Source organism: Oceanisphaera marina (assembly GCF_014643915.1).
Lineage (GTDB): Bacteria > Pseudomonadota > Gammaproteobacteria > Enterobacterales > Aeromonadaceae > Oceanimonas > Oceanimonas marina.
On record NZ_BMKE01000009.1, the window covers coordinates 25,031 to 45,531 of the forward strand.

21 protein-coding genes are annotated in these 20,501 nt (G+C 52.2%); 8 read left to right on the forward strand and 13 right to left on the reverse strand.

Annotated elements, in window-relative coordinates:
• Nucleotides 1–23 precede the first annotated feature (23 nt).
• From glpG to IEW52_RS07080, 10 genes are all read right to left on the reverse strand, one after another.
• Nucleotides 24–857, reverse strand: coding sequence for a rhomboid family intramembrane serine protease GlpG (gene glpG / locus IEW52_RS07035; RefSeq protein WP_188629364.1), 834 nt, complete (start codon nt 855–857; stop codon nt 24–26).
• Nucleotides 857–1,174, reverse strand: coding sequence for a thiosulfate sulfurtransferase GlpE (glpE, locus tag IEW52_RS07040; protein ID WP_188629365.1), 318 nt, complete (start codon nt 1,172–1,174; stop codon nt 857–859). The genes glpG and glpE overlap by 1 nt, the downstream gene beginning before the upstream one ends.
• A 190-nt stretch (nt 1,175–1,364) precedes the next feature.
• Entirely contained in the window at nt 1,365–2,069 is a 705-nt protein-coding gene (locus tag IEW52_RS07045) for an ABC transporter ATP-binding protein (RefSeq protein WP_188629366.1), read from the reverse strand.
• A 2-nt stretch (nt 2,070–2,071) separates the two neighbouring features.
• Entirely contained in the window at nt 2,072–2,836 is a 765-nt protein-coding gene (gene livG / locus IEW52_RS07050; RefSeq protein ID WP_308424523.1) for a high-affinity branched-chain amino acid ABC transporter ATP-binding protein LivG, read from the reverse strand.
• Nucleotides 2,833–4,074, reverse strand: coding sequence for a high-affinity branched-chain amino acid ABC transporter permease LivM (locus IEW52_RS07055; protein ID WP_188629367.1), 1,242 nt, complete (start codon nt 4,072–4,074; stop codon nt 2,833–2,835). The genes livG and IEW52_RS07055 overlap by 4 nt, the downstream gene beginning before the upstream one ends.
• On the reverse strand, nt 4,071–4,994 hold the full coding sequence (gene livH / locus IEW52_RS07060; RefSeq protein ID WP_188629368.1) for a high-affinity branched-chain amino acid ABC transporter permease LivH: 924 nt from the start codon (nt 4,992–4,994) through the stop codon (nt 4,071–4,073). The genes IEW52_RS07055 and livH overlap by 4 nt, the downstream gene beginning before the upstream one ends.
• 172 nt (nt 4,995–5,166) lie before the next feature.
• Nucleotides 5,167–6,282 carry a branched-chain amino acid ABC transporter substrate-binding protein gene (locus IEW52_RS07065; protein ID WP_188629369.1) on the reverse strand — a complete coding sequence of 372 codons (1,116 nt, stop codon included), beginning with the start codon at nt 6,280–6,282 and terminating at the stop codon, nt 5,167–5,169.
• A gap of 250 nt (nt 6,283–6,532) precedes the next feature.
• The gene (gene tdh / locus IEW52_RS07070; RefSeq protein ID WP_188629440.1) at nt 6,533–7,558 is read right to left on the reverse strand and encodes an L-threonine 3-dehydrogenase; all 1,026 of its coding nucleotides are present in this window, start codon (nt 7,556–7,558) and stop codon (nt 6,533–6,535) included.
• A gap of 10 nt (nt 7,559–7,568) precedes the next feature.
• Nucleotides 7,569–8,759, reverse strand: coding sequence for a glycine C-acetyltransferase (locus IEW52_RS07075; protein WP_188629370.1), 1,191 nt, complete (start codon nt 8,757–8,759; stop codon nt 7,569–7,571).
• A gap of 96 nt (nt 8,760–8,855) precedes the next feature.
• Nucleotides 8,856–9,518, reverse strand: coding sequence for a TetR/AcrR family transcriptional regulator (locus tag IEW52_RS07080; protein ID WP_188629371.1), 663 nt, complete (start codon nt 9,516–9,518; stop codon nt 8,856–8,858).
• A gap of 145 nt (nt 9,519–9,663) precedes the next feature.
• Here IEW52_RS07080 and rfaD point away from each other — a divergent pair, with 145 nt between their 5' ends.
• The 5 genes from rfaD (at nt 9,664) to waaA (ending at nt 15,327) form a co-directional block, all read left to right on the forward strand.
• Nucleotides 9,664–10,617, forward strand: coding sequence for an ADP-glyceromanno-heptose 6-epimerase (gene rfaD / locus IEW52_RS07085; protein WP_188629372.1), 954 nt, complete (start codon nt 9,664–9,666; stop codon nt 10,615–10,617).
• Nucleotides 10,618–10,625: 8 nt separating this feature from the next.
• Nucleotides 10,626–11,729 (forward strand): glycosyltransferase family 4 protein, encoded by a 1,104-nt coding sequence (locus tag IEW52_RS07090; RefSeq protein ID WP_188629373.1) that lies wholly within the window; start codon nt 10,626–10,628, stop codon nt 11,727–11,729.
• A gap of 180 nt (nt 11,730–11,909) precedes the next feature.
• A complete protein-coding gene (locus IEW52_RS07095; protein ID WP_188629374.1) occupies nt 11,910–12,962 on the forward strand; it encodes a glycosyltransferase in 1,053 nt (350 codons plus the stop codon).
• Nucleotides 12,963–13,010: 48 nt separating this feature from the next.
• Nucleotides 13,011–14,066 carry a lipopolysaccharide heptosyltransferase II gene (waaF, locus tag IEW52_RS07100; RefSeq protein WP_188629375.1) on the forward strand — a complete coding sequence of 352 codons (1,056 nt, stop codon included), beginning with the start codon at nt 13,011–13,013 and terminating at the stop codon, nt 14,064–14,066.
• Nucleotides 14,067–14,070: 4 nt separating this feature from the next.
• Complete coding sequence (waaA, locus tag IEW52_RS07105; RefSeq protein ID WP_188629376.1) at nt 14,071–15,327, forward strand: lipid IV(A) 3-deoxy-D-manno-octulosonic acid transferase; 1,257 nt, start codon at nt 14,071–14,073, stop codon at nt 15,325–15,327.
• A gap of 64 nt (nt 15,328–15,391) precedes the next feature.
• Here the strand turns inward: waaA and IEW52_RS07110 are convergent, their stop codons facing one another.
• Entirely contained in the window at nt 15,392–16,105 is a 714-nt protein-coding gene (locus IEW52_RS07110) for a 3-deoxy-D-manno-octulosonic acid kinase (RefSeq protein WP_188629377.1), read from the reverse strand.
• Nucleotides 16,106–16,192: 87 nt separating this feature from the next.
• On the opposite strand from IEW52_RS07110, the gene IEW52_RS07115 reads away from it, so the two are divergent.
• Both IEW52_RS07115 and IEW52_RS07120 read left to right on the forward strand, forming a co-directional pair.
• Nucleotides 16,193–17,254, forward strand: coding sequence for a glycosyltransferase family 9 protein (locus IEW52_RS07115; protein ID WP_188629378.1), 1,062 nt, complete (start codon nt 16,193–16,195; stop codon nt 17,252–17,254).
• The gene (locus IEW52_RS07120) at nt 17,254–18,033 is read left to right on the forward strand and encodes a glycosyltransferase family 2 protein (protein WP_188629379.1); all 780 of its coding nucleotides are present in this window, start codon (nt 17,254–17,256) and stop codon (nt 18,031–18,033) included. The genes IEW52_RS07115 and IEW52_RS07120 overlap by 1 nt, the downstream gene beginning before the upstream one ends.
• On the opposite strand, the gene IEW52_RS07125 is transcribed toward IEW52_RS07120, so the two are convergent.
• Nucleotides 18,002–19,021, reverse strand: a complete 1,020-nt coding sequence (locus IEW52_RS07125; RefSeq protein WP_188629380.1) for a glycosyltransferase family 9 protein — start codon at nt 19,019–19,021, stop codon at nt 18,002–18,004. The genes IEW52_RS07120 and IEW52_RS07125 overlap by 32 nt on opposite strands.
• A gap of 81 nt (nt 19,022–19,102) precedes the next feature.
• Between IEW52_RS07125 and coaD the strand changes: the two genes are divergently transcribed.
• Nucleotides 19,103–19,591, forward strand: a complete 489-nt coding sequence (gene coaD, locus IEW52_RS07130; protein WP_188629381.1) for a pantetheine-phosphate adenylyltransferase — start codon at nt 19,103–19,105, stop codon at nt 19,589–19,591.
• 82 nt (nt 19,592–19,673) lie between these two features.
• Here coaD and mutM read toward each other — a convergent pair whose 3' ends face one another.
• Entirely contained in the window at nt 19,674–20,492 is an 819-nt protein-coding gene (mutM, locus tag IEW52_RS07135; RefSeq protein WP_188629382.1) for a bifunctional DNA-formamidopyrimidine glycosylase/DNA-(apurinic or apyrimidinic site) lyase, read from the reverse strand.
• Between the last annotated feature and the right edge of the window lie 9 nt (nt 20,493–20,501).

A 20,501-nucleotide genomic window follows, 5' to 3' on the forward strand; every position in this document is an offset into this window, starting at 1 on the left:
CCGCTGACAGGCAAGGGCTCGACTCAAGTCACCGCTCTGGTTCGATCAAACCAGGCTTGCAGCAGACCAATCAAGCCCCCTCCCAGGTGAGCCAGATTGGCGACCGGCCCCAGGGCACCGGCAAACCCCAGTATCAGCCACACCACCATGAAAACCGCCATGCCATCCGGCAAGCCGATACCACCCGCGGGGTTGAGACGACCCGAGAGCCAAACATAGGCAAGCAGCGCATATACGACGCCAGACAAACCGCCAAACTGCGGGCCACTGGCCAAAAACTGCATCAAGTTGGGCAACAGTGCCGATATAAGCAGTAATAACAACAGCTTGCCATGCCCGCGTCGCCGCTCCACCATGCCAGCCAGATACCACCACCAAAACAGGTTGAATACCAGATGCATCAGGGAGAAATGCAGCAAGGCGGGGGTAAAGCCACGCCAGAATTCGGGGCCCAGCAATAACGATAACTGTGGTGGAAAGGCCAGCAGCCCAAACATGGGCAGCCCAAGCCAGCTCAGGCCGTAGACCGTCAAACAGGCAAGTAGTACCAGCATATTCAGCGGGCCGGTACGGCTAAGTACATCGCGCAGCAGACCGGGTTGTGCAGGTCCCTTGGCAAACTGCACCTGGGTATCGCCCTGTCGCCAGGCGGCATCTTGATAGCGAGGATGCAACGGCTCGGCAATAAAACGCTTCACCTCTAGCTGGGCCTGCTGCCAACGAGACTCGTCCACCAGCCAGAGGCTGACATTGTGCTCGTCATCCAGCGTGAGCTCGCATTTCAGGCCCATGCCGGCCAGATAATCCACAAATGACTGGGCGCGGCGCGGGTCATCCAGCACCAGCAGCAGCTTCATTACTGCGCTACCACAGGTTGGGTGCGTCGCCAGGCTTCAAAACCGCCATCCAGGCTATACACTTCTTCAAAGCCTTGATTAATCAGATACTGGGCCGCGCCCTGGCTACTGACGCCGTGATAACACATCACGATAACCGGCGTCTCGTAATCAACCTCATTGGTGAAGGTGACCAGACTGTCGTTGGTTAAATGAAAAGACTGTTCAACATGCGCCTGAGCAAATGACTGGGGATCGCGAATATCCACCAGTCGGGCCTGACCTTCCGCCAGCAGGCGATCGGCCTCGGCAACAGAAATATGAGCAAACTGCTCCATGGGTAACTCCTTACATTAATTTTGGCCAGTTTACCCAATCTCATCCCACTTGGCATTAGGCGGAGTTTGGTTATTGGCACTCGGCCTGACGACGGGCGATGGTACGCTTTAAGCCGTACATGTAAGTCAAAGAAAGACGGAGTGCTTAACTTACGGCGAACTGCGTAAGGCTGACCGCTATGTTTTATACTTAGCCCCCCAGGTATGCCTGTCGTACTTGTTCGTTTACCAGCAGGGCGGCACCGGTGTCGGCCAGAATGACGCGGCCGTTTTCCAGCACATAACCCCGGTCGGCCAGTTGCAGCGCCTGATTGGCATTTTGCTCGACCAGAAAGATAGTCATGCCCTTTTCGGCACGCAGCCGCGCTATGGTGGTAAAAATCTGCGCAATGATAATGGGCGCCAGACCCAGTGAGGGTTCATCCAGCAATAACAATCGGGGCTTGCTCATCAGGGCCCGGGCAATGGCCAGCATTTGCTGCTCGCCCCCCGACATGGTACCGGCCCGCTGATGCATCCGCTCCTTGAGTCGCGGAAACATTTCATACACCTCGGCCAGCAAACCCGCATGTTCGCGCTTATCAACGAAAAAAGCGCCCATATACAGGTTTTCTTCCACCGAGAGCCGCGCGAAAATTCGCCGCCCTTCCGGCACTATGGCGATGTCTTTACGCATAATGGCCGCCGTATCCAGGCTGGTGAGATCCTGTCCCTCAAACATCACCCGTCCCTGAGACGGCTTGGGATCACCACAAATGGTCATCATCAGGGTGGTTTTTCCGGCGCCATTGGCCCCAATCAGGGTCACTATTTCCCCCTGCTCGATATTGATGGTGACCTTTTCCAACGCCTGAATTTTGCCATAACCGGCAGTCACATTATCCACATGCAGCATATTCAGGTTTCTCCCAGGTAGGCTTTGATCACATCCACATTATTCCGCACCTGCTCTGGCGTGCCTTCTGCCAGGGGCCGCCCCTGATTCACCACATAAATATAATCGGAGATATCCATCACCAGCTTCATGTCGTGTTCAATCAATAAAATGCTCACCCCTTCGTTATCTCGCAGGTCGCAAATCAGCCGATTCAACTCATGAGTTTCATTCGGATTTAGCCCCGCCGCCGGCTCGTCCAGCATCAGCAATTGCGGCCGCGCCGCCATGCAACGGGCAATTTCCAGCCGCCGCTGCTGGCCATAAGACAGGTTATCTGCAGTACGATTGGCAAACTCGGTGAGCTGGACTTTTTCCAGCCAGTAATGCGCCAGCGCCAGCCCTTCCCGCTCCGAGCGGCGAAAAGCGGGGGTTTTAAACAGCCCCGCCAGAAAGCCGGTATTAAGATGATGATGCTGCGCCACCAGCAGATTTTCGAGCACCGTCATCTCCTTGAACAAGCGCACATGCTGAAAAGTACGCACCATGCCCAGGCGCGCAATTTTATGGCCGGGCATGCCGGCAATGGCCTGCCCCTTGAATTGCACACTGCCGCCGCTGGGCTGATAAAAACCCGACAAACAGTTGAATACCGTGGTTTTTCCGGCACCATTTGGGCCTATCACCGAGACAATCTGTCGCTCCTGCATGCTCAGCGCCACTTGATCCACCGCCACCAGACCGCCAAAGCGCATGGTGAGATCGGAAACCGTTAATAAAGCCGTCATGATTTTAGCTCCATATGTGGCCGGTGCATCGGCAACAGCCCCTGAGGCCGCCAAATCATCATCAGCACCATCAACAAGCCAAACAGCAACATGCGGTATTCGTTAAATTCGCGGGTCAGCTCCGGCAATATGGTCATCACTATGGCCGCCAGCACCACCCCAATCTGGGACCCCATGCCCCCCAGCACCACTATGGCCAATATGATGGCCGATTCGATAAAGATGAAGGACTCGGGGCTGATAAAGCCCTGACGGGCCGCAAAGAAACTGCCGGCAAAACCGGCAAAAGCCGCGCCTATGGTAAAGGCACTGAGTTTGATCAGCGTTGGATTCAGCCCGAGCGAGCGGCAGGCAATTTCATCTTCACGCAAGGCTTCCCAGGCTCGCCCCAAGGGCATGCGCAGCAAGCGGTTGATCACGAAGATGGTAAATATCACCAGGATCAGCGCCAGCAAATACAGAAAAATCACCTTGTGGCTGGAGTTATAGGCAATATCAAAAAATGCATGAAAGGTATTGTCGCCGCGACGCTCAAATTCCAAACCGAACAAAGTGGGTTTGGGAATACCGGCAATGCCGTTGGGGCCACCGGTGATCTCGGTCATGTTGTTCAGCAGAATACGGATGATTTCGCCAAATCCCAGGGTAACGATGGCCAGATAATCGCCCCGCAGCCGCAGCACCGGAAACCCCAGCAGAAAACCGAATAACGCCGCCATACCACCGGAGATTAACAGGCAGGTCCAAAAATCCAGCCCCAGATAGGCATTAAGCAGTGCATAACTGTAGGCACCCACCGCATAGAAGGCGACGTAGCCCAAATCCAGCAAGCCAGCCAACCCAACCACCACGTTAAGCCCCAGTCCCAGCATCACATAAATCAGGGTCAGGGTTGCCAGATCCACGGCCCCGCGCGATCCCATGAAGGGCCAGACAAGCAGGGTGGCCAGCACCAGTACGGTCACCATGCGGTACAGCCCGGGCCGCTCTTCCGGTGCTGGCAAGGCAAAACCGCCCTTGCGCTGTGACCAGTACTGAAACGGTTTGCGCAACTGATGGTGAAACAGCTGCACCAAAAACACCAGACCAGCGCCCAGCGCCAACCATTCCCAGGCCTGGTCCATGCGATTGCTGACGATGAGTCGGGTGCCCTCGGTTTCCAGTCGAAAACCCAGCAGCCAACCGGACAGTAATAAAAACAGCAGGGCGGCAATAACCGCCGGTTTTAATCTGCTCATACTTTTTCTACCTCCGGCTTGCCTAAAATGCCGGTCGGCATAAACAGCAGCACACCAATCAGCAGCCCGAAGGACACCACATCTTTATATTCGGTGCTGAAATAAGCGCCGGTCATGGCCTCGGTCACGCCCAGCAAGAGGCCACCAATCACGGCCCCGGGAATGCTGCCAATGCCACCGAGTACGGCGGCGGTAAAGGCCTTCAGCCCAGCCATAAAGCCAATATAGGGATTGATCACGCCGTAGTAAGAACCCAGCAAGACGCCGGCAACCGCAGCCAGGGCGGCACCAATCACGAAGGTAAGCGAAATGACCATATTGCTGTTGATGCCGAGCAGGTTGGCCATTTTAAGATCTTCGGCACAGGCGCGACAGGCGCGCCCCATACGCGAGCGCGAGATAAACCACGACAGCAAGGTCATGGTGATCACGGTCACCACAAAAATAACCAGCTGCATGTAAGACAGCGAGGCCTGAAAGCCGCTATCGCCAAAGGTCCAGCCACCGGAAATCAGTCGGGGCATGGCGATATCTCGCGAGCCCTGGAACAGACGCATCATGTTCTGCAAGAAAATCGACATGCCGATGGCGGAAATCAGCGCTATCAGTCGCTTGCTGCCACGCAATGGGCGATAGGCCACGCGCTCTATGGAGTAACCATAAACGCTGGTTAAAATAATACTGACCAGAAAGGCGGCGGTGAGTAACAGCAGGGTGCTGTCGATGCCCACCATCATGAGCCCCGTCATCACCATGAAGGAAGCGTAGGCACCAATCATGTACACCTCGCCATGGGCGAAGTTGATCATGCCGATAATGCCATACACCATGGTGTAACCGATGGCGATGAGTGCGTAGGTGCTGCCTATGGTCATGCCATTAAGCAACTGCTGAATAAAATAAAGTGCAGGCTCAGACATACAACCTTCCTTGTCGTAAGAGCGAGAGAGACCCTTGATTTCAGGGTAGTACTGGCACCCTGGTTGGTGCACGAATATATAAATAAAATAGTGCCGGCTCGATAACAGCGACTCGAGCAACCCATGGCTGAGCCGCTTAATCGAGGACGAGATAATGCAAACGCGTCCAGGTTTACATCTGAGTTGAAGTACCGTCTTTATGCCATTCAAATACACCAAATTCGAATCCCATAAGGTCGCCTTTTTCATCCCAGGACAAAGGCCCCATCACGGTATTGACCGGCTCGGCGCGCAGCGCTTTTGCCACGGCCGCCGGATCGGTACCGGCACGCTTAAGACCTTCGGCAATGGCTTCCACCGCCGCATAGGTAGTCCACACAAAAGGACCACTGGCATCTTCACCCTTGGCCTGAATGGCCTGCACGACATCCACGTTTGCCGGATCCAGGTCATACTTTTTCGGCAGGGTGACCAGCAGCCCTTCCGAGGCTTCACCGGCAATAGAGGTAATGTCTTTGTGCCCCACGCCTTCCGGCCCCATGAAGCGGGCGTTAAAGCCTTTTTCGGCAGATTGGCGCAAGATCAGCCCCAATTCCGGGTGATAGCCACCGTAATAGACAAAATCGACTTTATCGCGTTGTAGCTTGGCCACCAGAGTAGAAAAATCCTTGTCGCCCGAGGTCACCCCTTCGTAGGCCACCACGTCTACACCCGCTTCTTTCAGTGCATCGCGCACGCTGGAGGCCAGGCCTTCACCGTATTGTTTTTTATCGTGGATAATGGCGATGCGCTTGGGTTTGACCTGCTCCATGATGTAGCGCGCCGCTGTTGGGCCCTGATCACTGTCCAGCCCTATGGTGCGCATCACAAATTCCAGATTACGCTCGGTGATCACCGGGTTGGTAGAGGCTGGCGTGATCATGAGAATGCCTTCGTCGTCGTATACATCCGAGGCCGGCAAGGTACTGTCGGAGCACAGGTGACCGACCACAAACTGGATGCCGTCGTTCACCACCCGGTTTGCCACCGCTACCGCCTGCTTGGGGTCACAGGCGTCATCATATTCCACCGCCTCCAGGGTATAGTCCCCGAGCGTGCCAGACTTGTTGAGCATTTCGACCGCCATACGGCCGCCGGTAAATTGCATGTCACCATATTGCGCCACCGCGCCGGTAATGGGCCCGGCAATACCGATTTTAACGGTCTCTGCCGAGGCCGAAAATGCCACACCATAACCCAGGGCAATCGACACCGCCGCGGTCACCGCTTTTTTGTTCCATGTGATCATTTCGCTTCCCTCTGTCCATTGAGTTGTTGCGCCGAAGAACTTCGGACTGTTCTTTTTCTAACCTGAGTGTGCCACTTTAACAAGCAAAATGTGCTGCGTATGACACCGGTTAGAGCAGAAATAGAAGAAGTGTGAAGCAAGGCGCAATTACAACAAGGATAGCCAAACGGTCAAGCACGACAAGTCAGCGCGATAAATACAAAAGGCCGGCTAAGCCGACCTTTTGTCATCAACATAAGAGAGCAGATTTTCAGGTCCAGTCGAGGATCACCTTGCCGGACTGACCCGAGCGCATGGTGTCAAACCCCTGCTGAAAATCATCCACCTTGAAGTGGTGGGTGATCAGGGGGCTTAAGTCCAGGCCTGACTGGATCAGACTGGCCATCTTGTACCAGGTTTCAAACATTTCCCGGCCATAAATACCCTTAAGTACCAGCCCTTTGAAAATAACCTGGGTCCAGTCAATCGCCATATCCGATGGCGGGATCCCCAGCATGGCCACCTTGCCACCATGGTTCATTTTATCGAGCATGTCGCAGAAGGCTGCCGGTACACCAGACATTTCCAGCCCCACATCGAAGCCTTCGGTCATGCCCAGTTCAGCCATCACGGTATCCAGCTTTTCATTGGCCACATTCACTGCCCGGGTCACGCCCATCTTGCGCGCCAGATCCAGCCGATATTCGTTCACATCGGTGATCACCACATGGCGAGCGCCCACATGGCGAGCCACCGCCGCCGCCATAATACCAATGGGGCCGGCACCGGTAATCAACACATCTTCGCCCACCAAATCGAACGAAAGCGCGGTGTGTACCGCATTACCAAAGGGGTCGAAGATGGCGGCCAGATCGTCGGATACTTCGTCCGGCAGTTTAAAGGCATTGAATGCCGGGATGACCAGGTACTCGGCAAAAGCACCTTCGCGGTTAACACCTACACCCACCGTATTACGGCACAGATGAGTACGCCCGGCGCGGCAATTACGGCAGTGGCCACAGGTAATATGCCCTTCCCCCGAGACACGATCGCCTACCGCAAAGCCCCGCACTTCCTGGCCCAGAGCGACCACTTCGCCAACATATTCATGCCCCACGACCATGGGCACGGGTATGGTGTTTTGCGACCATTCATCCCAGTTATAGATATGAATATCGGTACCGCAAATAGCGGTTTTGCGAATTTTTATCAATAAATCGTTATGACCCAGCTCCGGCTCGGGTACGTCTGTCATCCAGATGCCGGGTTCTGCCTTCAGTTTTGCTAATGCTTTCATCATGGTTTCCTTAAATCACACCCAGCTCTTGGCCGACTTCAATAAAGGCGGCAATGGCCTTGTCCAGCTGTTCGCGACTGTGCGCCGCCGACATTTGGGTACGAATACGAGCCTGGCCTTTTGGTACTACCGGGAAGGAGAAACCAATCACGTAAATGCCGCGTTCGAGTAGCTTGTCGGACATTTGGGCGGCCAGGGCCGCATCACCCAGCATGACCGGAATAATGGCGTGATCTTCACCCGCCAGGATAAAACCGGCCGCGCTCATCTGCTGGCGGAAATAGGCGCTGTTTTCTCGCACCTTTTCGCGCAATTCACCGCCGTTTTTCAGCATGTCGAGCACTTTAATGGATGCGGCCACAATCGCCGGCGCCACCGAGTTGGAGAACAGATAAGGCCGTGAACGCTGGCGCAGCCAGTCGATCACTTCTTTTTTACCCGAGGTATAACCGCCAGAAGCGCCGCCCAAGGCTTTACCCAGGGTGCCGGTAATAATATCAACCCGATCCATCACCTGGCAGTATTCGGGAGTACCGCGCCCTTGCTCCCCGACGAAACCAACGGCATGGGAGTCATCCACCATCACCATGGCATTATATTGCTCGGCCAAGTCGCAAATGGCACTCAGATTGGCAATCACGCCGTCCATCGAGAACACACCGTCGGTGGCAATCAGTTTAAAACGCGCACCGTCGGCCTCGGCCTGCTGCAGCTGTGCTTCCAGCTCGGCCATGTTGTTGTTGGCGTAGCGATAGCGTTTCGCCTTGCACAGACGCACGCCATCGATAATGGAGGCATGGTTGAGCGCATCGGAAATAATGGCATCATCAGGCCCGAGCAGGGTTTCAAACAGGCCGGCATTGGCGTCAAAACAGGAGGTATAAAGAATGGTGTCTTCCATCCCCAAGAAGGCAGACAGATCGGCTTCCAGTTGCTTGTGCAAATCCTGAGTGCCACAGATAAAGCGCACCGACGCCATGCCGAAGCCATGACTGTTCAGCCCTTGCTTGGCCGCTTCGATCAACTCGGGATGATTAGCCAGCCCCAGGTAATTGTTTGCACAAAAGTTGATGACCTCTTGCTGCCCCACTTCTATGGCAGCACTTTGGGCCGAGCTGATGATACGCTCTTGCTTGAAGAGTCCTTCTGCTTTGGTTTGCGCTAATTGTTCGGATAAATGAGCATAAAATGCCGCTGACATAGTGAACTCCCGCTATCAATCTGGCTATCTGAGGGTTAATCAGACCATTTTACTTCTTAATAACCAAACTATCACAGCAAATTCTGTCATCAACCACTATTTGTGAAAGGGATCACTGGGTTTGGCTGCCAGCGCCTGATAATGTGCCATCAGCTTTGCCAGTTCGAGTCCCTGCTCGGGATGAAAATAAGGCTTGAGCAGCAGCAACACCCGGGACACACCTTCATAGAGCACAGACTGACTGATATGAGGGGTAAGCGATTGTGCAGACTGATAGCTCACCCAGAACGACACCAACATGCGAAGCATCTCGGTAATGGGCTCTATTTCACTGTCGGGAATAGCCAGCACCTGTTGTTTGTTCAGCTCGCGCAGTAACGACTGCAGATTGAGGGCCAGTTCCTGCTGCACTACCAGATATTGCCGATGCAGTTCGGGATCACGCTGCAAAATATCGTTGAGATTGGCGTAGAAAAAACGAAATTCCCACATCACATAGAAAATCGCATCCAGATAATGAAACCATACCGCCGGACTGGCGCTGGCAGGACCATTGATCGGGGTGAATCCCTTGCGTAAATGTTCGCTATATTGCAGAAAAATACGGTGAATAATGTCGTTTTTATTACGAAAATGGTAATAAAGGTTCCCAGGGCTCATGCCCAGATGAGCGGCAATATGATTGGTGGTGACATTGGCTTCACCTTGCTCATTGAATAACTGTAATGCGGCAGAAACGATGCGTTCTTTGGTTTTCATCAGCTTAACCAAATGCTTAAAAGTTGTTTACTGAAGCATAACACAGGCTGGCGGGTTAGTTTTCTGCCTGGTAAGCGTGATAAACTTTACGTTCAATTTAGTTCGTTTTGCCGGACAGCTTCCGGCCAACAAGAGGCATACAGCGATGATCATTGTGACTGGCGGCGCCGGCTTTATCGGCAGTAATCTGGTAAAAAACCTTAACGATCAAGGACGCACCGATATAGTGGTTATCGATGACCTCACCGATGGCACCAAATTCGTTAACCTGGTCGACCTCACCATTGCCGACTACCTCGACAAAGACGAATTCATTCAGCGCATTTTTTCCGGCGACGAGTTCGAGGAATGGGGCGGCATTGAAGTCATCTTTCATGAAGGCGCCTGCTCGGCCACCACAGAGTGGGACGGCAAGTTTATGATGGAAAACAACTATCAGTATTCCAAAGACTTGCTGCATTACTGTGTTGAGCGGGAAATTCCGTTCATTTATGCCTCTTCTGCTGCCACCTATGGTGGACGCAACGACAACTTTATTGAAGAACCACAATACGAGCAGCCGCTCAACGTCTACGGCTACTCCAAGCAACTGTTCGACCAGTATGTTCGCCAGTTGCTGCCCGAGATCAGTTCCCAGGTCGTAGGGCTCAAGTATTTCAACGTCTATGGCCCTCGCGAACAGCATAAAGGCGGCATGTCTAGCGTGGCCTTCCACCTCAATACCCAGCTGCATAAAGGCGAAAATCCCAAGCTGTTTGAAGGTTGCGACGGCTTCCCTGACGGCGGCCAGATGCGCGACTTCATCTATGTAGAAGATGTGTGCAAGGTTAACCTGTGGTTCTGGGAAAACCCAGAAGTGAGCGGCATTTTCAACTGCGGCACCGGCCAGGCCGAACCTTTCCAGAACGTCGCTGAAGCGGTCATCAAACATCACGGCAAGGGTAGCATCGAATACATCCCCTTCCCCGAGCAGCTAAAAGGTCGTTACCAGAGCTTTACCCAGGCCGACCTCACCAAACTGCGCGCCGCCGGTTACCCCCACAAATTCAAGACAGTGGCAGAAGGTACCAGTGAATACATGGCTTGGTTGAATAAATAAGGATCAATATGAATAGTCATCGCCACAGTGTTGCCCATATCTGTCTCTCTAAAGGCTGGGGTGGATTGGAAATGTATCCGGCACGTGTCAGCAAGTACTTACCAGAACAAGGCTGGCAAGCGGTGGCTATTTGTCTTAAAGGCGGCAAGGTAGCACAATCCTTTCATAACTTGGGGATCGATGTTTTTGAAGTCAATAGCCAGGCAAATGCTTTTATCAGTCTCAAAAAGATAGCTAATTGGCTTAGAAGTAAAAAGATATCGGTACTGCATTGCCACAAGTCCAGCGACCTGCGACTGGCGACCTTGCTAAAAAAGCTCACTGGTTGCCGGATCATTTTTACAGAACATATGGGTGTTACACGTCCGAAAAAAGACCTACTGCATCGTTGGATATATAGCCACGTAGATCAAGTGCTGTCTATCAGCGACGTCACTTTGGCTCGCAACCTTAATGCCCTTCCTGTTCAAGCAGATAAAATACAACGACTTTGGCTAGGAACAGAATTTCAAGCTCCAGATAGAGAAATAAACGACATCAAGCAAGAACTTGGACTATCTGAGCAGCGGCCCATCATTGGTCTCCCAGGGCGGCTCAGTCCAGGCAAAGGCCATTTGGTACTGCTTGATGCCTTTAAGTTATTGCACGACGACGATGAATTTAAAGATGCAAAACTACTGATTGTTGGTGGATTAACCGCACAAGATGGAGCCGATGAAAATTTTGTCAAAGAGCTGAATAGCAGGATAGACAGTTATAGTTTAAATAATAAAGTCGTTTTTTCTGGCTTTCGGTATGATATGCCTAATCTGCTGGCGATCATGGATGTGGTATGCATTCCTTCGCAAAATGAGGCTTTTGGTCTAACCGCTATTGAAGCGATGGCTGCCGGAAAGAAAATCGTTGCAGCTAACTCAGGGGCTCTGCCGGAAATTATTGCCGATACAGGCCTGTTAGCATCCCCCGACTCGGCCGAAAGCTTTGCTTCGGCAATTAAAGACATTCAACAAGAGAATCATCATGAGATCGCTAACCTTGCTCAGAGTAGAGCTAAAGAGATATTTAGTATACATGCTCATGTGCAGGCTCTATCCAAAATTTATATTAATTAGCCCATCATATTCCATATAAGAATCACTAAAGCAACACCACTGACACTAAGAATATATTAACTAAAGTCTAAGATAAGTTAATCATTACTTAGTATAGATAAATTCACATTTCAACGTATATCACCAGTACGAAACACAATAATTATCAAAATATGTTATATATCCAATGAGAAACGCAATATGAACATCAATCAATGTGACGTTGTGGTTTTGTGCTTATCACACTTTGCTGGTGGCATGGAACTCGATGCGATAAAAATGACTAAAGGGCTTACTCATGCTGGCATTTCAACACTACTAGTATGTAAACATGGCAGTTTTATTTCTCAGCAGGCAAGTCTGGCTGGCATTAACTATCAAGAAGTGAGATTCAAGACTAAATTCAGCATCGGTTTAATATCGAAATTACGAGAAATAATAATAAAACAAAAAATTAAAAATATTATATTTCTCGGCACCTCAGAAATAAAATCAATTTATTTTTCACTGATAGGGTTAACTAAGGTCAAGTTAATAGTAAGATATGGAACTACTAGATCCAGTAGTAAAAAGGATTTATTGCACCGCTGGCTTTACAGTAGGGTAAACTATCATTTATGCATTAGCGAACACTTACTTAAAAATGTAGAAAAAATAATCCCTATATCTGATAAAGCTAATTCAGGTGTCATTTACACTAGTACTAACTTTATGTCAACGCCGCCGCAAAAACCAACAAAAAAAGCCATACATATAGGTAGGATAGCACACGGGAAGGGCCAAATTGATGCTTTACAGGCAATTGAAAACACAGACATCCCCTTAAAACTGGTCGGCACAGGAGATGATAAAAATTACCTATTAAAGCTGAATAATGAAATAAAAAACAGAAACCTAGAGGGTCAAGCAGAGCTAATTGGGTACCACCCACAACCACAAGAATTATTTCATGATGCTTCTATTTTTTTATTCCCAAGTCACGGAGAGGGGCTATCCAACGCCCTTATAGAAGCTTTAGGCAACGGCTTAATATGTATTGTATATGACAACACGGTCTTCCCAGAGTTTAAAAAATTAGGGTTTCATATACACTTAGCCAGAGACAGGGATATTGAACACCTTCGAGAACTATTTAATATAATCTTAATTAATTTCAATCAAGAAATTGAGCTAGCATCTAGCAACATTTTATTGGCTAGAGCGATTTTTTCTCAAAAAAATGAAATTAAGAATCTTTCAGACATTCTCATATAATAGTATCGTGTCTGCCTGATTATCTGTATTACATAATGCTGGTACTCTATGAAAATTTTGATTGTAGGCCCTTCCTGGGTCGGAGACATGGTGATGTCCCAAAGTCTGTACATCACCCTAAAACAACAGCACCCCGAGGCAGAGCTGCATGTGATGGCGCCGGCCTGGTGCTGTACGCTACTGGAGCGGATGCCTGAAGTAGACAAAGCCATAGTGATGCCACTGGGACATGGTGACTTCAAGCTCGCCGAACGCTTCCGCCTTGGCCGGCAACTGGCCACCGAAGGCTATGACTGGGCCATAGTACAGCCCAACTCCTTGAAATCGGCGCTAATACCGCTGTTCGCAGGCATCAAAAAGCGCACAGGCTGGAAAGGCGAGTCACGTTACGGATTACTGAATGATCTGCGCAGCAACAAAACCGACTTTCCGTTGATGGTCGAACGCTATGCGGCACTGGCTTATCCCAAAACAGACATGAAAGACAGCCATTGCATACCGGCGATACCCTGGCCAAAATTACAAATCGATCTGGATAATCAGCAGCAAGCTTTGAGTGAGCTAACGCTAGATGTTCAAAAGCCCATCGTCAGTCTGTGCCCGGGCGCTGAGTTTGGTCCCTCTAAACGCTGGCCGGAACAACACTACGCAGAGGTTGCCCGGCACCAGATAGAGCAGGGAAAGCAGATATGGATATTTGGCTCGGCCAAAGACATTCCGGTTGCCGAGGCCATTCGCCATTATTTACCCGCAGCACTGCAAACGCATTGCCACATTCTGGCAGGCAAGACCTCGCTGCATCAGGCCATTGATCTGATGGCGTTAAGCGCCACTGTCGTGTCTAATGATTCAGGCTTGATGCATATCGCAGCCGCATTACAACGTCCTTTGGTTGCGATTTATGGTTCAACTTCACCTAAATACACCCCGCCGTTGGCAGAAAGGGTGGCGATTGTTCATACCGATATTGAATGCCGCCCCTGCTTCAAGCGAGAGTGTCCATTGGGCCATTTAAAGTGTCTGAAGGAGCTGCCCGCAGAAAAGGTCCTTGCCGCTATAGCACGACTGACGTCGCCAGAACATATGATCGACAGCCTTCGGTAACCTCATGATTTATCGCTTTATATATAATCTGCTAATACATCTGTTCAGCCCTTTACTACTGGCACTGCTGTATTGGCCTAAAAAAGGCAAGCCCGGCTTTGGTAGCCGCTGGCCGGAACACCTGGGCTGGGTGCCCGCCTCACGGCAAGAGCGACCCGTTTGGTTACATGCGGTCAGCGTGGGCGAGATGATTGCCGCCACCGCCGTGATTAAAGCGCTTAAGGCCGAACAGCCAGAGCTGCCTATTTTGGTCACCACCACAACTCGTACCGGCGCCGATCTGGCGGAAAAGTTGGGGGATGTAATCGAGCACCGCTATGCGCCGCTGGACTTTCCTTGGGCTGTGGCCTTGTTCTTGCGCCGCATTCGGCCGCGGGCACTGCTGATTATGGAAACCGAGCTCTGGCCCAACTGGCTGGCAGCCTGTGGAAAGCGGCACTTGCCGGTCATGGTGTTGAATGCCCGACTGTCGGCGCGCTCTGCGGCGCGATACCAACGTTTTCATGGCATATTCCGGCTGTTATCAACCAATATCAGCCACATAGCCTGTCAGCACCAGGATGATGCCGAGCGCTTTGTCGCTTTGGGTCTCTCCCGTGAAAAATTGAGCGTGACTGGCTCTATCAAGTTCGATATTGATTACGACGACGATATTCGTCACCAGGGACAACTGCTGCGTGAACAACTCGGTGTTGAGCGACCAATATGGATTGCCGCCTCGACTCATGAAGGGGAAGACGAGCAATTGCTGCGGGCACATAAGATGCTACTGCAAAGTCAACCTGAAGCCCTGTTGATACTGGTGCCACGCCATCCGCAGCGGTTCGACCAGGTTGCGGCATTGATTACGCAGCAACAACTCACCGTGAGCCGGCGAACACAGGCAACGCTTGCAGACGTTCAGGTCTATCTGGGTGATACCATGGGCGAGCTACCGATCATGCTGGCGGCAGCCGATGTGGCGTTTGTAGGCGGGAGCCTGATCGAACGTGGCGGTCATAATCTGCTGGAGCCTGCAGCACTGGGCAAGCCCGTAATCACAGGGCCTTCGGTGTTTAACTTCAATGATATCTATCAGCGACTGTCAGAAAATAACGGGCTGATTACCGTGCATGACAGCCATACGTTGGCCGAGTCATTGGCCCACCTTTTTAAAGACAAAGCGTATCGTTTGCGCGTAGGTCAACAGGCATTGCATGTGGTAAACAGCAACAAAGGAGCGATAGATAAAACACTCCTGCAGATCTCACGTTTTACCTAATCACAATGAGTGGAGATATCTCCACTCATTGTCGGTTTCTGCCGTTCGATAAAGAGCGGCTTGCTTAAAGCTGTTTTGACTTGTAGCTATTCAACAGCGTACGCCAGTCGGCTTCTTGCCAGTGAAATTCAGGGTGTAGCCCTTTCTCTTTGCGAAAAGAGCGTAACAGCCGATCCATGTTTTCCCGGGTCCAGGTACTGGGCTGGCGAAAGTGGCATTTATCGAAGTCGATCAGCCAGACCTTACCGTCATCATCAAGCAATATATTGTGGCTATTCAAATCGGCGTGATACAGACCGGCTTCATGGAATTGGCGAATGGTTTTACCCACGGTTTGCCATTCGCTCTTGCTCAGCGCTCTTTCTTTTAAAATAGCCACCAGATCACGAGAGTTATTGATGCGGCTCAAGATGATATCGGCACGATAAACGAGGTTGGAGCGCACCATACGCGCCGCACAAGGCCGGGGAACGGGCAAGCCACGACGATACAGCTTGGCCAGCACGGTAAATTCGGCCATGGCGCGGCTTTTAGACTCGGCAACGTGCAAGAAGGTATCTTCCATTACCCGGCCAATCATGCCGCCACGGTAGTAATGACGAAGTACCTTGTGCCCCACGGCATCTTCGACAAACCAGGTGGTATTGCGCCCAACGGCCTTGCCCCTGATAGCATTCTGTTCACGCCAGTAATCAATCTCAAAAAAATCACGATTAAATGCGCCAAAACACTCCGGGTCGTACCAGATAATTTCAGAACCGTGCTCTATTCGTTCCACTGCCGTCTCCGCCCAAGCCGAAAAGACAGATTTTACATGGCACGTCAGCCTTTGCATAATGCTGGGATCAGATCCTGGAGATTTAATATGGCATTGCTAAGCTCGGCTCCCGCCAGCCTTTGTTTATTACGCTTGTCCGCCATTGGCGATTGCTGTCATGCCATTGCTTTGGTGCAGGCAATACAGCGCCAGTGGCCTGACACTCGCATTACCTGGATAACCGGTAAAATTGAGGCCAAATTGCTGCAGTTAGTGCCAGGTGTCGAAATCATCGTATTCGATAAAGCCGCCGGTATGGGCGCCTACCTCGATCTCTGGAAGCAACTGCGCGGCCGCAAGTTTGATGTGCTGCTGCACATGCAGGCCGCGCTGCGGGCCAGTATTGCCAGTCTGGGCATTCGCGCCACACATAAGTTAGGATTTGATCGCCAGCGCGCCAAAGATGGCCAGTGGCTGTTTACCAATCACCAGGTGACCGCCACCGGCGAACATGTGGTGGATGGATTTATGGCTTTTGGTCAGGCGCTGGGGTTGACCGATGTTAAGCCCCGTTGGTCGCTGACTGCTCCCGAGGAGGCACAGAGATGGGCGCAAACCTATGCCCAGCAGCAACCGCTGCTACTGATATGCCCCGCCGCAAGCAAGGCGTATAAAAACTGGACCGCCGAAGGCTACGCCGCTCTGGCCGATCATGCGCATCATTTGGGTATAAAAGTGATATTAATTGGCAGCCCGGCACGACAAGAACGGGAATTAGCCGCCAGCATCGAGCAATTAACGCATAATATCGCTCATAACCTGGTGGGTAACACCAGTCTGCCGCAACTGCTGGCCTTAATTGAGGTCGCTCGCCTGGTGGTAGCGCCGGATACCGGACCTACTCATATGGCGACCTTAATGGGTACCCCCGTACTCGGCTTGTACGCCCATCACAACCCCAAGCGCACTGGGCCCTATTATTGTCGCGACTATGTGGTCAGCGCATACGACGAGGCCTTGCTGGCAGAAAACGGCAAAACCGCCGAGCAGCTCCCCTGGCGTACTAGGGTAAAAGACGCCAACGCCATGCAACGCATCGGTATCGACCAGGTAACAGCGCAATTTGACCGTATAATCCATGATTTTAACTTGCTGCAGGAGCCTTCTTGATGAGTACTCGCCCTACCCTGGCCGCCGTATTGATTGTTAAAAATGAAGCAGAAAATCTAGCCGATTGCCTGGCCACTCTGGATTGGGTGGATGAAGTAGTAGTGCTGGATTCAGGCAGCACAGATGACACCCAGGTGGTGGCAGAAGCCGCCGGCGCACGCTTTTTTGTGAATGACAGCTGGCCCGGCTTTGGTAAGCAACGACAAATTGCCCAGGCCCATGTGCAGTCGGATTGGGTACTCTGGGTCGATGCCGACGAACGCGTTACCCCAGATCTTAAAACCAGCATAGAAGCCATTCTGGCCAAGCCAACCGTCAATACAGTTTACTCGGTAGCGCGGCTATCCTGGGTCTTTGGCCGCTTTATACGCCATTGTGGCTGGTATCCGGATCGGGTGTTACGCCTCTACCCCAAGGCACTGACCGGCTATAACGATGCCTTGGTACATGAAAAAGTCGAGATCAGGAAAGGGATGAAAGTAAAGAAGCTCAAAGGCGACTTGCTGCACTATACCTATCGTGATTTAGAGCATTATCTGGTGAAGTCTGCCGGCTATGCCGCCGCCTGGGCCGAACAACGCCAGCAAAGAGGTAAACAAGGCTCTCTGGGCCGGGGCCTGTTGCACGGCGTGGGCTGTTTTATGAAGATGTATATTCTTAAAGCCGGTTTTCTGGATGGCAGGCAAGGACTGCTATTGAGCCTGCTCTCGGCTCATTCCACCTTCGCTAAATATGCAGATTTATGGATCAAGACAAAAACCCGCGGGCCCAGGGAGTAACGGCAGCGGCCACCTCGGCGATATCCACCTGGCTCATATCTTCTACTTCGACATTCGCTGGGGGATGAAACGCCAGGTGGCGTCCTTCACTGTTTAATGGCCGCCAGCGTAATGGAGTGGCAGAGCGGCGCAGTGGGAAAAAGCCCACGGTCGGCACATCCAATGCCGCCGCTATGTGCAATGGCCCCGTGCTGCCGGCCACAAACAGGCTGCCACAGGCCAGCAGCCGGCAGAAATCGGGCAACGCCAGATCATGTGCCAGTGCCACGCGCTGCCCGACCTGGTCCACCACCTGTTGCGCCAACGCCTGTTCACCTGGGCCGGCGGTCAAAATCGGCTGTAACCCGGGGTAAGTCTCCCACAAGCGCGCCAGCAAGTCGGCATATTGCTCCACAGACAGGTTATTGGCCGAGCCGCCACTGCCGGCGTGTATCAACAACCAGGGCTTGCTGGCATCCACATCCAGCTGCCGTGCCAGCTCGCTCTTGAACCGGGCGAGCTCAGCCTCATTAAAGGTGAGATATGGGGGCTTTGGCTCTATTATCGTTATTCCGTTGTGCTGTAAAAAAGCCCGCACCAGATCCAGATTGTATTCATATTCCGGCTTGGTCGACTGGGAACGACGCTGAGTGACTCTGTGGTTATACAGCAGCTGGGCCAGCTTGGTCGCCGGTGCCCAGCGCTGCACTATACGCGCCTGCCACATCAGCTTGGCGTTGCGAAAATTGGAGAACAGGCAGATAACGGCATCGAAGTCACCGCATTTAAGCTGTTCGAGCAAGTTTTGCTGAGCCGCCGAATTGGCTGATTTGCCGGGATCTATCATCACCTGATCAATACTGGGGCAAAGCTCGGCCAATGCCTGGGTATACCCGGGCACCAGAGCGGTAACATGGCAGTCGGTAGAGGCTTTAAGCATGGCAAATGCCGGCCACGCCAGCATAAAATCACCAATTTTATCGTTACGCACTACCAAGATTCGTTTCATCACTTCGCTCTCCCACTGGCCGTTATGCGGTACTATTCTACCCTAATCTTTCTCTCTGTCGTTTGTTAATAAGGATGCAATATGAGTACCAGGGTCATTTATCCCGGCACCTTCGATCCCATCACCAATGGTCACCTGGATTTAATTGAGCGTGCCTCGCTGTTGTTTGACGAAGTCATTGTGGGCGTGGCTTTTAGCCCCAGTAAGCGCCCCATGTTTGACTTGGAAGAAAGAGTGACGCTGGTAAAGCAGGTAACGCAGACACTGGGTAATGTAAAAGTGGTGGGGTTTTCCGGCCTGCTGGTCGACTTTGCCAAGCAGCATCAAGCCAGGGTACTGATCCGGGGCTTGCGGGCCGTCTCCGACTTTGAATATGAGTTTCAACTGGCCAATATGAACCGGCGCCTGATGCCGGAACTGGAAAGCGTGTTTCTGACTCCGGCAGAAGAAAACTCGTTTATTTCTTCTACCCTGGTCAAGGAAGTGGTGATTCACGGCGGCGACATCAGCCAGTTTGTACCCGAGGCCGTCACCCAGGCCATCGCCTTGAAGATAGCGCCCAGCGTCTAGCATAGAGGCGGACAAGTGCGAAATAGCCCTGGTTTGAGTCTATGATCTTGTCTCGCTCTCTTTGCCCCTTACCCATAACTCTTCACCGTTTCGGCTGACACAGCGGACAGAAGACGGTGCTGCGCCCACCCATGCGCACTTCTTGCAGCATGGCGCCGCAAGCAGAGCAAGGCTGGTCGACTCGGCCATATACCTGCAGCTCTTGCACGAAGTAGCCGGGCTTGCCGTCGCTGCCGGTAAAGTCTTTCAGGGTGGTGCCGCCCTGAGTAATTGCCCGTGCCAGCACCTTTTTAATTTCGCCCGCCAATGCCAGATACTGGGCAGGCCCTACCTCATTGGCGGCGCGCTGGGGGTGAATACCGGCGCTGAACAAGGACTCGTTGGCGTAGATATTCCCCACCCCCACCACTACATGGTTATCCATAATAAACTGCTTGACCGCAATTTTACGCTTGCGACTGCGCTGATACAGATAATCACCATCAAAGTCGTCGGTCAGCGGCTCAGGCCCCAACTTGGCCAGCAAGGGGTGCTGTTCTACCGGTTCTCTGGTCCATAACAGGCAACCAAAACGACGGGGGTCATTCAGGCGCAGCAGCTTGCCGTTACCCAGCTCTATATCGACGTGGTCGTGCTTGCCGACCGGGCTGCCGTGCGGCAATACTTTTAAATTGCCCGACATGCCCAAATGCAAAATGGCGGTACCCCAGTCGGTTTCCAGCAGCAGATACTTGGCACGACGACGGACTCCGGTAATGGTCAGCCCGACCATGTCCTGAATTTCACCCGGAATCGGCCAACGCAAGCTGGCATTACGCACCACCACTCGCATCACTGTTTCGCCCAACATGAAGGGAGTGATCCCCTGACGACTGACTTCTACTTCTGGTAACTCAGGCATTCACACTCT

Bases quoted from the DNA above. Each gene is read 5' to 3' on its own strand.
- glpE (WP_188629365.1), bottom strand. From the start codon at position 1,174: ATGGAGCAGTTTGCTCATATTTCTGTTGCCGAGGCCGATCGCCTGCTG.
- IEW52_RS07120 (WP_188629379.1), top strand. From the start codon at position 17,254: ATGAGTACTCGCCCTACCCTGGCCGCCGTATTGATTGTTAAAAATGAA.
- IEW52_RS07115 (WP_188629378.1), top strand. From the start codon at position 16,193: ATGGCATTGCTAAGCTCGGCTCCCGCCAGCCTTTGTTTATTACGCTTG.
- IEW52_RS07065 (WP_188629369.1), bottom strand. From the start codon at position 6,282: ATGATCACATGGAACAAAAAAGCGGTGACCGCGGCGGTGTCGATTGCC.
- glpG (WP_188629364.1), bottom strand. From the start codon at position 857: ATGAAGCTGCTGCTGGTGCTGGATGACCCGCGCCGCGCCCAGTCATTT.
- IEW52_RS07055 (WP_188629367.1), bottom strand. From the start codon at position 4,074: ATGAGCAGATTAAAACCGGCGGTTATTGCCGCCCTGCTGTTTTTATTA.
- IEW52_RS07095 (WP_188629374.1), top strand. From the start codon at position 11,910: ATGAACATCAATCAATGTGACGTTGTGGTTTTGTGCTTATCACACTTT.
- IEW52_RS07090 (WP_188629373.1), top strand. From the start codon at position 10,626: ATGAATAGTCATCGCCACAGTGTTGCCCATATCTGTCTCTCTAAAGGC.
- IEW52_RS07045 (WP_188629366.1), bottom strand. From the start codon at position 2,069: ATGCTGCATGTGGATAATGTGACTGCCGGTTATGGCAAAATTCAGGCG.
- IEW52_RS07125 (WP_188629380.1), bottom strand. From the start codon at position 19,021: ATGAAACGAATCTTGGTAGTGCGTAACGATAAAATTGGTGATTTTATG.
- IEW52_RS07080 (WP_188629371.1), bottom strand. From the start codon at position 9,518: ATGAAAACCAAAGAACGCATCGTTTCTGCCGCATTACAGTTATTCAAT.
- livH (WP_188629368.1), bottom strand. From the start codon at position 4,994: ATGTCTGAGCCTGCACTTTATTTTATTCAGCAGTTGCTTAATGGCATG.
- waaA (WP_188629376.1), top strand. From the start codon at position 14,071: ATGATTTATCGCTTTATATATAATCTGCTAATACATCTGTTCAGCCCT.
- IEW52_RS07075 (WP_188629370.1), bottom strand. From the start codon at position 8,759: ATGTCAGCGGCATTTTATGCTCATTTATCCGAACAATTAGCGCAAACC.
- waaF (WP_188629375.1), top strand. From the start codon at position 13,011: ATGAAAATTTTGATTGTAGGCCCTTCCTGGGTCGGAGACATGGTGATG.
- livG (WP_308424523.1), bottom strand. From the start codon at position 2,836: ATGACGGCTTTATTAACGGTTTCCGATCTCACCATGCGCTTTGGCGGT.
- coaD (WP_188629381.1), top strand. From the start codon at position 19,103: ATGAGTACCAGGGTCATTTATCCCGGCACCTTCGATCCCATCACCAAT.
- mutM (WP_188629382.1), bottom strand. From the start codon at position 20,492: ATGCCTGAGTTACCAGAAGTAGAAGTCAGTCGTCAGGGGATCACTCCC.
- rfaD (WP_188629372.1), top strand. From the start codon at position 9,664: ATGATCATTGTGACTGGCGGCGCCGGCTTTATCGGCAGTAATCTGGTA.
- tdh (WP_188629440.1), bottom strand. From the start codon at position 7,558: ATGAAAGCATTAGCAAAACTGAAGGCAGAACCCGGCATCTGGATGACA.